The sequence below is a fragment of the Paenarthrobacter sp. TA1.8 genome (assembly GCF_048595705.1).
GTDB lineage: Bacteria > Actinomycetota > Actinomycetes > Actinomycetales > Micrococcaceae > Arthrobacter > Arthrobacter nitroguajacolicus.
This window is the reverse complement of sequence record NZ_CP184287.1, coordinates 1,143,722-1,158,898: the sequence shown is the minus strand read 5'-3', so window position 1 is coordinate 1,158,898 and position 15,177 is coordinate 1,143,722. Positions and strand designations below refer to the sequence as shown.

At 62.8% G+C, this 15,177-nt stretch carries 13 protein-coding genes and 1 riboswitch; of the genes, 7 read left to right on the top strand and 6 right to left on the bottom strand.

Annotated elements, in window-relative coordinates; all coding sequences use genetic code 11:
* Nucleotides 1-56 precede the first annotated feature (56 nt).
* Nucleotides 57-632 carry a helix-turn-helix domain-containing protein gene (locus ACNAOT_RS05600; RefSeq protein ID WP_024819844.1) on the bottom strand — a complete coding sequence of 192 codons (576 nt, stop codon included), beginning with the start codon at nucleotides 630-632 and terminating at the stop codon, nucleotides 57-59.
* A 267-nt stretch (nucleotides 633-899) separates the two neighbouring features.
* Between ACNAOT_RS05600 and ACNAOT_RS05595 the strand changes: the two genes are divergently transcribed.
* On the top strand, nucleotides 900-2,417 hold the full coding sequence (locus ACNAOT_RS05595; protein WP_364308108.1) for a sodium:solute symporter: 1,518 nt from the start codon (nucleotides 900-902) through the stop codon (nucleotides 2,415-2,417).
* Between the two features lie 411 nt (nucleotides 2,418-2,828).
* Nucleotides 2,829-2,948: riboswitch (SAM riboswitch) on the top strand.
* Nucleotides 2,949-2,964: 16 nt separating this feature from the next.
* A complete protein-coding gene (locus tag ACNAOT_RS05590; RefSeq protein ID WP_420180331.1) occupies nucleotides 2,965-3,264 on the top strand; it encodes a hypothetical protein in 300 nt (99 codons plus the stop codon).
* 24 nt (nucleotides 3,265-3,288) lie between these two features.
* Here the strand turns inward: ACNAOT_RS05590 and ACNAOT_RS05585 are convergent, their stop codons facing one another.
* Nucleotides 3,289-3,480 carry a hypothetical protein gene (locus tag ACNAOT_RS05585; RefSeq protein WP_420180330.1) on the bottom strand — a complete coding sequence of 64 codons (192 nt, stop codon included), beginning with the start codon at nucleotides 3,478-3,480 and terminating at the stop codon, nucleotides 3,289-3,291.
* A gap of 255 nt (nucleotides 3,481-3,735) precedes the next feature.
* On the opposite strand from ACNAOT_RS05585, the gene ACNAOT_RS05580 reads away from it, so the two are divergent.
* The 3 genes from ACNAOT_RS05580 to ACNAOT_RS05570 all read left to right on the top strand — a co-directional run bounded on the left by ACNAOT_RS05580 (nucleotide 3,736) and on the right by ACNAOT_RS05570 (nucleotide 6,935).
* Nucleotides 3,736-4,902 (top strand): VIT1/CCC1 transporter family protein, encoded by a 1,167-nt coding sequence (locus ACNAOT_RS05580; RefSeq protein ID WP_420181126.1) that lies wholly within the window; start codon nucleotides 3,736-3,738, stop codon nucleotides 4,900-4,902.
* 142 nt (nucleotides 4,903-5,044) lie between these two features.
* Nucleotides 5,045-5,881, top strand: coding sequence for a matrixin family metalloprotease (locus tag ACNAOT_RS05575; RefSeq protein WP_091467561.1), 837 nt, complete (start codon nucleotides 5,045-5,047; stop codon nucleotides 5,879-5,881).
* A 52-nt stretch (nucleotides 5,882-5,933) separates the two neighbouring features.
* Complete coding sequence (locus tag ACNAOT_RS05570; protein ID WP_420180329.1) at nucleotides 5,934-6,935, top strand: matrixin family metalloprotease; 1,002 nt, start codon at nucleotides 5,934-5,936, stop codon at nucleotides 6,933-6,935.
* Nucleotides 6,936-6,939: 4 nt separating this feature from the next.
* Here the strand turns inward: ACNAOT_RS05570 and ACNAOT_RS05565 are convergent, their stop codons facing one another.
* Nucleotides 6,940-8,073 carry an LOG family protein gene (locus ACNAOT_RS05565; RefSeq protein ID WP_420180328.1) on the bottom strand — a complete coding sequence of 378 codons (1,134 nt, stop codon included), beginning with the start codon at nucleotides 8,071-8,073 and terminating at the stop codon, nucleotides 6,940-6,942.
* Between the two features lie 77 nt (nucleotides 8,074-8,150).
* Between ACNAOT_RS05565 and ACNAOT_RS05560 the strand changes: the two genes are divergently transcribed.
* Both ACNAOT_RS05560 and ACNAOT_RS05555 read left to right on the top strand, forming a co-directional pair.
* Nucleotides 8,151-8,942 (top strand): gamma-glutamyl-gamma-aminobutyrate hydrolase family protein, encoded by a 792-nt coding sequence (locus ACNAOT_RS05560; protein ID WP_420180327.1) that lies wholly within the window; start codon nucleotides 8,151-8,153, stop codon nucleotides 8,940-8,942.
* A gap of 210 nt (nucleotides 8,943-9,152) precedes the next feature.
* Nucleotides 9,153-11,981 carry a chitobiase/beta-hexosaminidase C-terminal domain-containing protein gene (locus ACNAOT_RS05555; RefSeq protein WP_420180326.1) on the top strand — a complete coding sequence of 943 codons (2,829 nt, stop codon included), beginning with the start codon at nucleotides 9,153-9,155 and terminating at the stop codon, nucleotides 11,979-11,981.
* Nucleotides 11,982-12,119: 138 nt separating this feature from the next.
* On the opposite strand, the gene sucD is transcribed toward ACNAOT_RS05555, so the two are convergent.
* The 3 genes from sucD to ACNAOT_RS05540 form a co-directional block, all read right to left on the bottom strand.
* Complete coding sequence (gene sucD / locus ACNAOT_RS05550) at nucleotides 12,120-13,022, bottom strand: succinate--CoA ligase subunit alpha (protein ID WP_091465756.1); 903 nt, start codon at nucleotides 13,020-13,022, stop codon at nucleotides 12,120-12,122.
* Nucleotides 13,023-13,034: 12 nt separating this feature from the next.
* Complete coding sequence (sucC, locus tag ACNAOT_RS05545) at nucleotides 13,035-14,204, bottom strand: ADP-forming succinate--CoA ligase subunit beta (RefSeq protein ID WP_011773779.1); 1,170 nt, start codon at nucleotides 14,202-14,204, stop codon at nucleotides 13,035-13,037.
* 264 nt (nucleotides 14,205-14,468) lie between these two features.
* Nucleotides 14,469-15,167, bottom strand: a complete 699-nt coding sequence (locus tag ACNAOT_RS05540; RefSeq protein WP_420181125.1) for a hypothetical protein — start codon at nucleotides 15,165-15,167, stop codon at nucleotides 14,469-14,471.
* Nucleotides 15,168-15,177: the final 10 nt, after the last annotated feature.

Sequence of the window (15,177 nt, the reverse complement as noted above, 5' to 3'; positions counted from 1 at the left end):
AATGCCCATGTTTGCTGCAAACATGGGCATTATCTGTCACCTCGCGAGGGGTGGGCCTAGCGGCTCGCTGCCGGCACCAGCACCCACAACACCTCCACGGTCTCGTCCGTGGGGTTAATCCAGGTGTGGGGTTCGCGGCCCGGGAAGGAGAGCGTGTCCCCCTCTTCGAGGTCGTACTCCTCATTGGTCAGGATGAGCTTGATCCGGCCCTTGACCACATGCAGGACGTCCACGTCGCAGTCCACGGCATAGAGCTCGTTTTCACCGCGGCCACGAGGCTCGATGGTTGCCTGCAGGATCTGGAGCCGCCGCTCGGAGCGGGCGGTCAACAAACGCTCCACGATGCCCTGGCCACCCAGGGAGATGCGGGGGCCGTCGTCGCGCTTGGTCAGGTGTGTCTCCGGAGCTGCGAACAGGTCCCCCACGGATACGGACAGCACTTGGCAAAGAGTGACCAGCGAGGCGACCGACGGCGATGTCAGGTCCCGCTCCACACGGCTGAGGAAGCCTTTGGTCAGGCCGGTAGCATCCGCCACTTGCTCGATGGTGAGCCGCTGCGCTTGCCGGGCTGCGCGGATTCTGGAACCGATGGCAACGGGAACATTGCTCGGTTCAACGGGTAGAGCCTTCATTCACGAACCTTTCAGGCCTGTCATGTGGCCCTGTCATTGGAGCAATAGTAGCCGGGAGACAGGACAAGAGCGCCAGAATACGCGAAAGCATGACCAAAGGATCTTGACTGTTACTCCCATCACAACATATCCTCATAGGCAACAAGTGTTGTCTGTGAGGCACACAACACATCCCCCAATCTCCAATCGTCAGCACAGAGACTTCGACGCTTCGCAGGAGTATCGTCGAAAACCCCAACCTCCGTGCATCAGCTCCAAGGACCGTTCATGGAATCTTCGGCTATAAACATCGCAATCGTGGTGGTGTACCTGCTCGCCATGCTGGCATTCGGCTGGTGGGGCAAGTCCCGCACCAAGAACAACAGCGACTTCCTGGTGGCCGGCCGCCGCCTGGGACCCTTCCTTTACACCGGCACCATGGCCGCAGTGGTCCTCGGTGGCGCATCCACCGTGGGCGGCGTCGGCCTCGGTTACAAGTTCGGTATCTCCGGCATGTGGCTGGTTGTGGCCATCGGTTCAGGCGTGCTACTGCTCAGCCTGCTCTTCGCCGGAACCATCCAAAAGCTCAAGATCTACACGGTCTCGCAGATGCTGACCCTCCGCTATGGCAGCACGGCAACCCAGACCTCGGGCATCGTCATGTTGGCCTACACGCTGATGCTGTGTGCCACGTCCACCGGTGCCTACGCCACCATCTTCGTGGTCCTCTTCGGCTGGGAGCGTTGGCTCGCGATCGCCATCGGCGGCGCGATCGTGCTGGTCTACTCCACCATTGGCGGCATGTGGTCCATCACCTTGGCCGACCAGGTCCAGTTCGTCATCAAGACCGTGGGAATCTTCTTCCTCATGCTCCCCTTCGCCCTGAACGCCGCGGGTGGCCTCGACGGCATCCGAGCCCGCGTCGATGAGAGCTTCTTCGACATCGGCGGCATCGGCCTCCAGACGATCATCACCTATTTCGTCGTGTACACCCTTGGCCTCCTCATCGGTCAGGACATCTGGCAGCGCGTGTTCACCGCCAAGAACCCCACAGTTGCCCGCTGGGGCGGCGCTACCGCCGGCGTCTACTGCATCCTTTACGGCTTCGCAGGTGCCCTGATCGGCATGGCTGCCAGCGTCGCCCTCTCCGGCATCGAAATCGCCGCCAAGGACGACGTCTACGCAGAGGTCGCTACCCGACTCCTGCCCATTGGCATCGGCGGCTTGGTTCTTGCTGCAGCTGTGGCCGCAATGATGTCCACGGCGTCAGGCGCACTGATTGCTGCTGCAACCGTTGCCCGCGCAGACGTAATGCCTTTCGTTGCCAGCTGGTTTGGCAAGAAGGTGGACACCTCCGACTCCGATAACCCTGAGCACGACGTCAAGGCCAACCGTTACTGGGTACTCGGCCTGGGGATCGTTGCAATCATCATCGCCATCTCCACCAAGGATGTGGTGGCCGCACTGACCATTGCCTACGACATCCTGGTTGGCGGCCTCCTCGTGGCCATCATTGGCGGCTTGGTGTGGAAGCGTGGAACGGGCATCGCCGCAGCATGGTCCATGGCGGCCGGTTCAGTGGTAACCCTCGGAACCATGATCATCCTTGAGATCAACGCCGAAGTTCCCCTCGATGGCATCTACGCCAACGAGCCCATCTACTTCGGTTTGATCGCCTCGGCTTTGGTGTACATAGTGGTCTCACTTGCCAGCAAGCCCACGGATCCGGCAGTCATGAAGGCCTGGACGGATCGCGTTGCCGGTACCCGCGTGGCCGAGGAAGAGCTCACCACCCCCGCTTCCTAGGCGGGCACAAAGAACTAAGCAACGTTCAGGTAACAAGTAAAGTTCGACGGCGGCGCCTCCCCTTTTCGGGGCGGCGCCGCCGTTGCGCTATGCCCGGGAAGCATGCGTTGGAAGGCCCGCTCTACACGCCAAAACCACCCCAAAGAGCGCAAAGCAGGCCCCACAACACACCAGGCCCCACAACACACCCCCACCCGTTGGAAGGCCCGCTCTACACGCCAAAACCACCCCAAAGAGCGCAAAGCAGGCCCCACAACACACCCGGCCACAACACACGCCCACCCGTTGGAAGGCCCGCTCTACACGCCAAAACCACCCCAAAGAGCGCAAACCAGGCCCCACAACACAAGCAGGCCCCACAACACACCCCCCAACGGGTGGCCGAACACCAATGCGGTAGGGTGGTCCCAGCTTCAAGAGATGTGGTGCCAAGCTCCGACTGGCCACACACCAACCCCATGTTCACGGGTGGTTCGGATGAGGAAGCGGCCCGTCCCGGACCAGAGACAACCGAGCGGGCAAGAGCACTCCCCCAAGGAGCAGTCCCTTGCCGTACCAAGGCGATACCACCCCGGTAAACACAACAGCACCCAGTACCCCGGCCGGAACGGCCACCCCCACGGTCGCGGTGATCCCCGCCGTCGACCTCTTCCTGGGCACGGTGACCATCACTGCCAAGGCTGGAACCGAGCAGTTCAGACATGCCCAACCGCAGCTCATCGCGCAGGCGTTGGCCCAGGCCGTCCGGCCGACGCACTGGTGTGAGTCGTCCACGACACTAACGGTGACTGTTGCGGCCGTCGGAAAACGGGCGGGCGTCCAACGTCACTTCACACTAGGGCACTAGGGCTCTAGGGCACAGGGACCAGGCCTAAGCTTCCTCGTCTTCCTCGCGGAACTCTTCGGTTTCATCTATGGGGACAACGCGTTCGTCGTCCTCGGGGGCGTCCACTTCCTCTACCCAGGGTTCGTCCACTTCCTGGTCTTCGGCGTAGTCGTAGGCCGGGTCGGACTCAATGGTTGTCCGTTCCGGGTAGTTGGCGTGTGATTCGGTGGTGTTCATGGTGCAACCTCCGTCTCGTGGGCCTGTTCTGGTGGGCGGTTCAGCCCGTTGACCCGAATGCAGGAATCCAGTGGCGGAAGGGCCCCGCCTCTGTCCTTCCATCTGAGCACCGGCACCGTCGAGGGTCAAGGAAATTACGGTGCACCGAACATTCCAGTTAAGGAATACCAGCCAAAAATCCGCGCGGATAAGCGGTAGTGTGGGGCGTGCAATGGGGCCGCAACTACCCCACCAAGCACAGGAGACAAAGTGCAGATGCACCAGGAATCCCACAGTTCGTCGAGCTCCGCTCCGGACCCCACCCCCGAACCAGCAACCGCCGAAAACTCCGGCACGCAACCCGCGCCGCCCTCGCACGCGGACATTCGCCGGTGGCGGCAGTACCTGGCCGATGAGCGTGCCGAGGCCGCCGTCTACCGCGAACTGGCCCAGCGACGTGACGGCGAAGAACGCCAAATCCTGCTCGCCCTGGCCGAAGCCGAAGGCAGGCACGAAGCCCACTGGCTCAAGCTCCTTGGCGAGCATGCCGGTATGCCCAAGGGAGCTTCCACCCGCAGCCAGTTCCTGGGCTTCCTGGCCCGCAACTTCGGTTCAGTGTTCGTCCTCGCTCTGGCACAGCGCGCCGAAGGCCGTTCCCCGTACGGCACCGAACCTGCCGCGACGCCTGCCATGGTGGCCGATGAACAAATACACGAAGAAGTAGTCCGGGGCTTGGCCACACGCGGACGCAACCGGCTCTCCGGAACCTTCCGCGCGGCCGTTTTCGGCGCCAACGACGGTTTGGTCAGCAACCTTTCCCTGGTCATGGGCATGGCCGCAACCGGCGTGCCCAGCCCCGTGGTGCTCATGAGTGGCGTCGCGGGTCTCCTTGCCGGGGCCCTCTCCATGGGTGCTGGCGAGTACGTTTCGGTTCGTTCCCAGCGGGAACTCCTTAACGCCACGTTGCCCACGCAGGCCACTCTGACCGCGGCACCGTCATTGGACATCGAGCACAACGAGTTGGTCCTGGTGTACTTGGCCCGTGGCATGACGCGTGAAGCGGCGGAGCACCGCGCTGCCGAGCGCATGGGCTTGTTCAGCTGCGACTGCGATCCCAGCCTTTCCTTGCAGCCGGAGAAGCCACCCACTGACGATCATGAATCCGTCGGTTCGGCGTGGGGTGCAGCGATGTCCAGCTTCTGCTTCTTCGCTTCGGGCGCCATTGTGCCCATCCTGCCGTTCATCTTCGGCATGACGGGCATCGCCGCCTTGCTGGTGGCCGGCGTTCTGGTGGGCATCGCGCTTCTGGCTACCGGCGCCGTCGTCGGCTTGTTGTCCGGAACCTCGCCGCTGAGCCGCGGGCTCCGGCAGCTTGCCATCGGCCTGGGAGCGGCGGCGGCCACGTACGGGCTGGGCCTGGCGTTCGGAGCAGCGATCGTCTAAGTTTGGACGGCTCGGTCCGGAGACCGTAATGTTGGTTCGTCCTCCGCGCTGCCCCGCGTGACCAGGGCATCAGGAATGGAGAACCGTGGACCCGGAGCGGGAAGCAACGCGCGTGCCGAAGCACCGACGCACTGGAACAGCCTTGCGTGTTCTCCGCGGCGTCCTCATGGCCGTCATTGCCGCCGTCGTCGCCGTTCTGGTCAGTGGATTCCTGCAGGGCGACCCTCGCATCACCGCGCTGTTCCCGGGCGTGAGCGTGCCGGGAACCACAGAGGACCAGCCGGGTGGAGCCGAACCGGCGCGCCCCCTCGACGCGCCGCCGCCCGGACTTGAGGAGGCGGACGCCCCACTGGCCTCGCCTTCAGCGCCCGGCACCACCAACGATTCGTACAAGTTCCTGGCCACGAACGACGACGGCACTCCGGTAGGTTACTCGCCTTGCCGTCCGCTCCATTACGTTGTCAACGATGCGTCCGCACCCATTGGCTCAGACGCCCTCCTGACCGCCGCCTTGGCAAATATTTCTGCGGCGTCCGGCATCCAGTTCATCGACGACGGCACCACTGACGAGTTGCCGGTGGACCGACGCGAGCCCTACCAGCCGTCCAAATACGGCGACCGGTGGGCTCCCCTGCTGATTTCCTGGACCACACCGGTGGAAGCCCCTGCGCTGGCAGACAACGTCATCGGCACGGGAGGCAGCACCATGTACTCCCTCAACAAGGGACCCAAAAGCTACATCACCGGGAGCCTGGAGCTGGACACCCCACAGGTAACGGAACTACTCGCGAGTCCCGGCGGGGCCGACTACGTCCTGGCAGTCATGCAACACGAACTGGGCCATGTCATGGGCCTTGACCACGTGGATGACCCGATCCAACTCATGTACCCGGAAATCGGCGCCCCCGACGGCCTCGCGGCGGGCGACCTGAATGGCCTTCATCTTCTCGCCTCGGCACCCTGCCGCAAGGACATCTGACTCTTTCACGCTTCAAGCATTCCCGGCATGGACTCCCGGTGGAGTGGGACTTATGCTGACGAATACGGCCGACGGCGGCGCCCCACTTCCCGTCGCAGCCGCCACGTCAGGGGGTTCCATGGAACCTTATGGGTCGCCCAAGTGGCCGGACCCCGATCCCCCTCGTCCGAATTACCTTCCGCGTGCCCCACGCTCACCGGAGCCTCCACCGGTCAGGCCGCCGATCAAGCACAGCAGCATCGCGGCCATCCTGTTCCTCTTCAGCGTGCTCGGCTTGGTGTGCGCGGGAGCCTACTTCAGCGGCGAACTCCAGCAGATCCTTTACGGATCGTCCGCCACGCAGAGCCAGGCGCCCCGCCCCGGGCTGGCACCTTTCGGCCAGCGCCAGGAGCCGGTTCCGGGACTTGAGGAAGCCGACGCACCGCTTGGAACGCCGGCACCTCTGAACCGCCCCAGTTCCTCGTACAAGTTCCTGGCCGTCAAGGAAGACGGAACTCCGCTGGCGTACTCGCCGTGCCGGCCCATCCACTATGTGATCAACTCGGACCTCGCACCGCCCTCCTGGCAGCCGCTGGTGGAAGAAGCCGTGCGACAGGCCGGCGAAGCCACAGGATTGAAGTTCATCTACGACGGCCCCAGTTCCGAGGTTCCTTCCCCCAACAGGTCCGGGTACCAGCCCGAAAGGTACGGCGACCGCTGGGCTCCCGTCCTCATTGCGTGGAGCACGCCGGAGCAGGTGCCACGCCTGAGCGGGCAGACCGTGGGCCTTGGCGGAAGCTCCTCCATTGGCCTCAGCAACGGCTATAAGGCCTACGTCACGGGCACGGTGTCCTTGGATGCCCCACAATTCGCGGACATTGTGGACGCTCCCAGCGGAGAAGAGATCGGCGTAGCAGTCATCATGCATGAGCTGGGACACCTCCTCGGCTTGGATCACGTGGATGATCCCCGGCAGCTCATGTTCGACCAAGCCTCCTGGGTACGCGGGTACGCTGCGGGCGACCGGACTGGTTTGGCCCAGCTGGGCACGGGCCCCTGCAGCAAAGACTTCTGAGGCCCTACCCGGCAACCACTGCGAGCGCGTCCTCCACCGTGTCCACCAGGAAGATCCTGTCCTCCATGGGCTTTCCGTCCGCGAGGCTGCGCAGCATGGGCCAGGCAGGAAAGGTCTGTTCCCAGTGTTCGGGGCCCACCAGCACCATGGGCGTGATGGTCTCGGGGGCTCCGTAGTAGTTCTCGCACGCGTCCTGGAAGATCTCCTGCACCGTCCCTGCCGCGCCCGGGAGGAACACGATCCCTCCATTGCAGAGCTCCAGCAAGATCGCTTCCCGGACGGCGTTGGCGAAGTATTTGGCGATGTGGGTGGCGAACAAATTCGGCGGCTCATGACCGTAGAACCATGTTGGGATACCGAGCGTCGGGGTGCCGCCGGGATAACGTTCGACGACGGCGGCTGCTTGCCGCGCCCAAGCCGTCACGGAGGGCCGGAACCCCGGCACAGCGGCGAGCGACTCAATCGCAGCCGTGGAGTCGGCGTCGGGCAGTCGGCTCAAGTAGGCGCCAAGGTTGGCTGCTTCCATGGCGCCGGGGCCTCCGCCCGTGGCTACCGTAAAGCCCGCTTGGGCCAGTAGCCGTCCCAGCCGCGCGGCGTCGGCGAATGCATTGGTGCCCCGTTGCGCGGCGTGTCCGCCCATGACGCCAACCATCTTTCTCCCGGAGAGCGCGCCATGGTCCAGCAGCTCGTCCAAGGCATCGCCGATTGCGTGATCGTGCAGGGCTGCGGCGAGGGTGGCGTCCAGGCTGCCCCGCTGCCCGGGCAGGATGCTCCACTGGTAGACGCGGGCATCGAGGGTGGATTCGTACTCCGTGGAGGCGATGTCCTCGTACAGTTCACTAGCCGTGTAAACGCTGCTTCGGTACGGGTTGAAGGGCACGTTGTGAAGCTGGGGGAAGATGAGGGCTCCCCGCCGGCGGAGGCTTTCTTCCACACCGTCGTCGAAAGTGCATCCCAGGAAGATCGCACCTTGGGGGTCCAGAGCCCTGAGGTCCTGCGAACGGCCCCGAAGGTCCAGAGACTGTGCGTGCCATCCGTTCATGGACCTGGCCCCTGCGCTTACCAGCTGGTGGAAGTGGACCACGCTTTCGACGTCGAGCGTTCGCGGACTCGGGTTCAAGGCTCCGGAGCGATTCATGGTTTCAGCGTAGTGGTCCGCCGGGCCCCGCGGCCGGGTGTTTGGGTGTGCGGCAGCAGTCCGGTGCATCATGAAGCATGAAGAGTTCAAGAGTTGCGCGTCCGCGCATCGGCGTTCCGGTCCGTCTCAGTAGTTCGGACACCCCCGACGCCCGCGTGGGTGAAGCGAACCAGCTCTTTACGTACATCGTGGACCTGCTGCGCGAGGCAGGCGCAGTTCCGGTGCTGTTGACCCCTGTTTCCGCTGACAGCGCCGGGCGGCTGGCCACCGAGATGCAAACGCTCGACGGCGTGTTGCTGCCGGGAGGCGGCGACATCAGCCCACGCCTCTATGGGCAGGATCCTGACGAGTCGCTGTACGACGTGAACCCTGAGCAGGACCACCTGGACATGGATGTTGCCCGGGCAACAATTGACGCAGGGCTGCCACTGTTAGGCGTCTGCCGTGGACACCAACTGTTGAACGTCCTCTACGGCGGAACCTTGATCCAGGACATGGCGCCGTCGGCGGTCAACCACAACGGCCTGGATCCGCATGATCCCGAGGCCAGCGAATGGGCCTGGCACGACGTGCTCCTGACAGCCGGTTCCAAGACTGCGGGCCTGTATGGATCTCCTGATGGAAGTACCATCAAGATCGCCTCCGGGCACCATCAGGCAGTGTCCCGGGTAGGCGAAGGCCTGCAGGTCACTGCCGTGGCGGACGATGGAACCGTGGAAGCTTTGGAAGACCCTTCGCGATGGGTTGTTTCGGTCCAATGGCATCCGGAGGCCTCCCAGCTGCCCGACGCTGAGCGGTTGTTGCCCTTCAGGAATTTTGTGGATGTTTGCCGGAACCCTACCCATGGCCCATCTGCCGGAGTACAGTAACGCTCACTGCATCGCTTTCGCACCAGTGATCATCGGGGCAGTGAATAACTCCATTCGAAATGACGTCCTGGGGGCGTCGTAAGTTTGCCGGCTGGGGGGCCCAACATCTGCTCAAGGAGCATGGTTGTGGACCGTCCAAAATACGCTCGTCGTCATACCCGCTTATCATTCATCAGCACACGTTCCTTCGTCCGGCGAATCCTTGGATTTGTGCTGGGCCTTTCTGTTGCCCTTTCTTCAATTGTCTTCGGCTTTGCCAAGCCCGCCGCGGCAGCCGTACCCCCTTGTCCCGGTACCGGCGGCTCCCAGATGATCGTCGCTCATACAGACGACGATCTGATCTTTGTCAGCCCGGACTTCATGCGCGATGTCCATGCCAAGCGTTGCGTCCAGACAATCTACATCACCGCCGGCGAAGCCGGAGAAGGACAGGCCTACTGGAGCAGCCTTGAGAATGGTATCCGTGCTACCTACGCCTCAATGGCCGGGGTTGCCAACGCATGGACAGCCTCCGACGCCGCCATTTCACAGCGTCCCATCACGGTGCACACCCTCAACGCCGCTCCCAACATCTCGGTGATCTTCCTGAGACTCCCGGATGGTTACCCAAACGGCGGGGGCACCTCCCGCTACAACGGTCAGAGCATCCTCAAACTGTGGGATGGCCGGATCTCCAGCATTCGCCCCGTAGACGGCTCTGCAACATATACCAAAGCCCAACTCCAAACTGTGCTGAACCAGTTGGTGTCCGCATACAAGCCCACCACTTTCCGGACCCAGGACTGGACAGGCAACTTCACAACGCCCTATGACCACAGTGATCACTGGGCTGCTGCGAAGTTCGGGCAACTGGCTACACGGGCCTACACCGGCCCACATACCTCGTCGGCCTACGATGCCTACGTTATTGATGAGTACGCCCAGAACGTGACCGGTGCTGATCTGACAAATAAGGTAAACGCCTTCACTCGCTTCGCCGACTTCGATAAATACCTGTGTGGCTCCCCTTGCCCTGCCCCGCCCTACAGCGATTGGCTCAAACGGCAGTACATTACAGCCATCGAGTGGACCGGCAACGCGGCGAAATCGGCGGGAACCACCGTCTCTGCGTCCTCTCAGAGAGCCTCGGGACAAAGTCCGGAGAAAGCCCGTGACGGCTACGCCTGGGGTACGCCCATGGACGCCAACCGCGAGTGGGTCACCAATGGCGGCCGTGCAGGCAGTTGGATCCAGTACAACTTCTCGCCCGCCAAGACCATCAATGCTGTGACACTTTTTGATCGACCGGTCACCAGCGATCATGTCACGGGTGGCAATCTCATCTTCTCGGATGGCAGCACCGTCCCGGTTTCCGTCCTCCCGAATAACGGGTCAGGACTGACAGTGAATTTTCCTGCCAGGACCGTCAGTTCAGTGCGCTTCAACATCAGCTCCGTCAGCGGTTCCACCACCAGTGTGGGCTTGGCCGAATTCGAAGCACATATCACCGCTGACGTGGTTGCCCCCGTGGTGACAGCCACCCCCGCGGGCGGCACCTACGACATCGGGCAAAAAGTCACACTGGCCGTGAATGAGCCTGCCACGATCTACTACACAGTGGACGGGTCTACGCCCACAGTGGCCAGCAGCAAATACGCCACCCCTATCACTGTGAACGGCCCGCTGACCCTGAAGTACTTCGCGGTGGACTCTGCGAACAATCCCTCCGCCGTGGTCACCCAGACATACTCCACCGGCCCGGATGTGACGAAACCGGTGGTAACAGCCAGCCCTGTGGGCGGCGCCTACGCTCCGGGCACCGCCATCACCCTCACGGTCAATGAAGCGAATTCGGTGATCAAATACACCACCGATGGTAGCGACCCGTTGACAGCCGGACAGGTGTACTCCACACCGATAGTGTTCCCCGGCACGGCTCCCATGACGCTGAAATACTCTGCCACGGATCCTGCCGGAAACGTCTCCGACGTCGTCACCCAGACGTACACGGTTCCGCCGGACACCACAGCCCCTGTGGTCACTGCCAACCCCACCGGCCGCGCCTTGGCCAATGGGGCCACCATCACCCTCTCGGCGAATGAACCCGGAGCGGCCATCTACTACACCACCGATGGCAGCACGCCCACGGCAACGGAATCAGGCACGAATATCAAGTACGCGGCTCCGATTGTCATGGGGAGTTCCAACCTCGTCCTCAAGTACATCGGGGTGGACACGGCCGGCAACACCTCGCCAGTGGGCACCCAGACGTACACCGTGCCCGCAGCCGGACCGCCGTCGGCCCATGACTACAACGGTGACGGTAAAGCCGATGTCCTGGCCTCCGACACCGCCGGCAATTTGTATCTTTACCCTGGGGACGGCGCGGGCGGCCTTTTGCCCCGGCAAGTAGCCCTACCGGCACCCGCCTGGTCCACCGTGACTGACACCATCACCCCCGGTGACTTCAACAAGGATGGCAAACCTGACTTGCTTGCCCGTGCCGGTGACGTCCTGTGGTTCTACCCCGGTAACGGTGCAGGCAGTTTCGGGGCCCGGGTACAGGTCAGTACCGGCTGGAGCACCATGAGCCAACTGTTCTCCCCTGGAGACTTCAGCGGCGACGGCATTCCGGACTTCATTGGCCGGCTCAGCTCAGGGGAGTTGCGGCTCTACGAAGGCAACGGCACCGGTGGCCAGCGGACACCCACCACCATTGGATCCGGCTGGAATGTGATGAATGCAATCTTCAGCACAGGGGACTTTAATGGAGATGGGAAGGGAGACGTGCTGGCGCGGCGCTCGGACACTGGCGCCCTCTGGCTGTATCCCGGAAACGGAACCCGCGGATGGCTCCAGTGGAAGCAAATCTCCACGGGTTGGGACAACCGAACAGCGATAGCCGGGCCCCGGGACCTGGACGGCGATGGCAGCAACGACGTCATAGGCCGCATCGGAGACACCCTGTGGCTGTATCCGGGCACGGGCAGCGGAGCGATCAGCACCGTGCCGCCCATCAGCCTCGGCACCGGCTGGCAGGCCATGAAGATCATCGCCTAGCCAGCCCCTAGGACCTGGCGCGGGTCGGAGTTTTCCCCCAGACTCTTCGGCCCGCGTCAGCTGACTTAAAGAACGACGACGGCCCGTCACCTTCCGTGCGGAAGGCGGCGGGCCGTCGTCGTGAGCTAGCTGTAAAGGCTAGAGCGTTGCGTAAACTTCGCGCAGCAGCTTGGCGGTCTCGGACGGCGTCTTGCCGACCTTTACACCAGCGGCTTCGAGAGCTTCCTTCTTGGCCTGGGCCGTACCGGCGGAACCGGACACGATGGCGCCAGCGTGACCCATGGTCTTACCCTCGGGAGCGGTGAAGCCGGCAACGTAGCCAACAACCGGCTTGGTGACGTTGGCCTTGATGAAGTCGGCTGCGCGCTCTTCGGCGTCGCCACCGATCTCACCGATCATGACGATTGCCTTGGTTTCCGGGTCAGCTTCGAAAGCTGCCAGGGCGTCGATGTGCGTGGTGCCGATGACGGGGTCGCCACCGATACCGATCGCGGTGGAGAAGCCGAGGTCGCGGAGTTCGTACATCATCTGGTAGGTCAAGGTACCGGACTTGGACACGAGGCCGATGGGGCCCTTGCCCGTGATGTTCGCCGGGGTGATGCCGACCAGGGCCTCGCCGGGGGTGATGATGCCGGGGCAGTTCGGTCCGATGATGCGGGTGATCTGCTTGCCGTCAGCGTCCACCTTGGACTGGGCGAGTGCCCAGAATTCGGCGGAGTCCTGAACCGGCACACCTTCGGTGATGACAACGACGAGGCCGATGCCGGCTTCGATGGCTTCAACCACGGCGTCCTTGGTGAATGCCGGGGGAACGAAGACGATGGAGACGTCAGCGCCGGTTTCAGCGATGGCTTCCTTGACGGTGCCGAAGACGTTGATTTCCTTGTCGCCGTGCAGGACCGTGGTGCCGGCCTTGCGGGCGTTGACGCCACCAACAATGTTGGTGCCGGCCTTGAGCATCAGGGCGGTGTGCTTGGTGCCCTCGCCGCCGGTGATGCCCTGAACGATGACCTTGGAGTCCTTGTTGAGGTAGATAGACATTGTCGCGTCCCTTTACTTAGCTGCGTTGGCGAGCTCGGCGGCCTTGTCGGCGCCCTCGTCCATGGTGGCGGCCAGGGTAACCAGCGGGTGGTTGGCCTCGGTCAGGATGCGGCGGCCTTCCTCAACGTTGTTGCCGTCGAGGCGAACGACCAGCGGCTTGTTCGCGGAGGAACCGAGCTCAGCCAGTGCACCGACGATGCCCTTGGCAACGGCGTCACAAGCAGTGATGCCACCGAAGACGTTCACGAACACGCTCTTGACCTGGGAGTCGCCAAGGATAACGTCCAGACCGTTGGCCATGACCTCGGCGGATGCTCCACCGCCGATGTCCAGGAAGTTGGCGGGCTTGACGTTGCCGTGGTTCTCGCCGGCGTAAGCAACGACGTCGAGGGTGGACATCACAAGACCGGCGCCGTTGCCGATGATGCCTACTTCGCCGTCCAGTTTGACGTAGTTGAGGTCCTGCGCCTTGGCCTTGGCTTCGAGCGGGTCAGCCGCGTCCTTGTCTTCCAGGTGTGCGTGGTGCACGTGGCGGAAGTCAGCGTTCTCGTCCAAGGAGACCTTGCCATCGAGGGCAACGATTTCGCCTGCGCCGGTACGGACCAGCGGGTTGACCTCAACCAGGGTTGCGTCTTCCTTCTTGAAAACGTCCCAGAGCTTCAGAATGACGTCGGCTACCTTGCCGCGCAGTTCCTCCGCGAAACCTGCAGCTGCGACGATCTCGTCAGCCTTGGCCTGGTCGATGCCCACAGCGGGGTCGATGGCGATCTTGGCCAGGGCCTCGGGACGCTCGACTGCAAGCTGCTCGATTTCCATGCCGCCTTCTACCGAGCACATGGCCAGGTAGTTGCGGTTGGCGCGGTCCAGGAGGACCGAGAAGTAGAATTCCTCGGCGATGTCAGCACCCTGGGCAATCATCACCTTGTTGACGGTGTGGCCCTTGATGTCCATGCCCAGGATGTTGGTGGAGTGCTCAAGCGCCTCTTCGGCGGTCTTGGCAACCTTGACGCCGCCAGCCTTGCCGCGGCCACCAACCTTAACCTGTGCCTTTACGACAGTTACGCCGCCGATCTTCTCGGCAGCTGCCTTCGCTTCTTCAGGAGTGTGCGCCACGATGCCGGCGAGCACGGGTACACCGTGCGCCTCGAACATATCGCGCGCCTGATATTCAAACAGGTCCACGGTTTAGTGTCCTTCTACGTCGAAGTAGTTTTCTGTTCAGCCGGGAACCGCGATGACCGCGATAGCCAGCTGCGGAAAGTACGCGGTAACAACCGGGATTGAAGCCGGTCACATTGCGTAAGGTCCTCTCGGAACTTTAGCCCTTTGAGGAGTCCCGCCAGCTACACACTACCTGTTAAGTGATTAACCTTACACTTCTATCGGATGTAGAAAAACCGCATAATGACGCGGTTTTTGGGCCGTCGGAGGGCGTTCGGCGACGGTTCAGGACGCTTCTTTCAGGTTCCCGCGGACCGTTTTGCCGCCGTCGGAAATCAACTGGTATCCCTCGCGGTTCACGAAGAATGCCACGCCACCTGAGACGTTTCCGCAGGCAACGCCGCCGTTATAGGCCGAACACCGGAGTCCGTTGCGCTCGATGTTCTGCCCGTCCGGAAGCTCCCGGAGTTTGGAAATGGGACCCCCGCCACTGCCCTTTGGCCCGAACTCAGACTCCATTTGTGTTACGCCGGAACGACATGAGCCGTAGACGGCCTTCTCCGGAGTCAACAGCGCCGTCCCTCCGAGGTAGCCAAGGCCTGTTCCCGCGCAGTCCTCCACGATGTCATCCAGGTCCGGTTTGGCATATTTGGCCAGCTCGCAATGCGCCACAGGAACAACTGCGAACTTGTTGTTGGCCGCGTCAGAGTAGGAGTTGGCCTCATAGGGAAGGTTGAGGTGTCCGCCCCGGGAAGATGTCAGGGCGCACACAATGTTCTTGTCAGCAGTGATGAACGCTGTGACATCCTCGCCCGCGGACAGGGTGGTCTGCTCAGTGACAGGAACCTGCTGGAGCTGTTCCAGCGGCGGCAACGGAGCCGGCGGCACATAGTTGGGATCTTCGGTGGCGAAAGAGCACCCGGTGGCCAGCACCATGATCAAGGCGGCCAGGATCCCCCAAACAGTCCGTCGCATGCCCCTCATTATGCCGTGC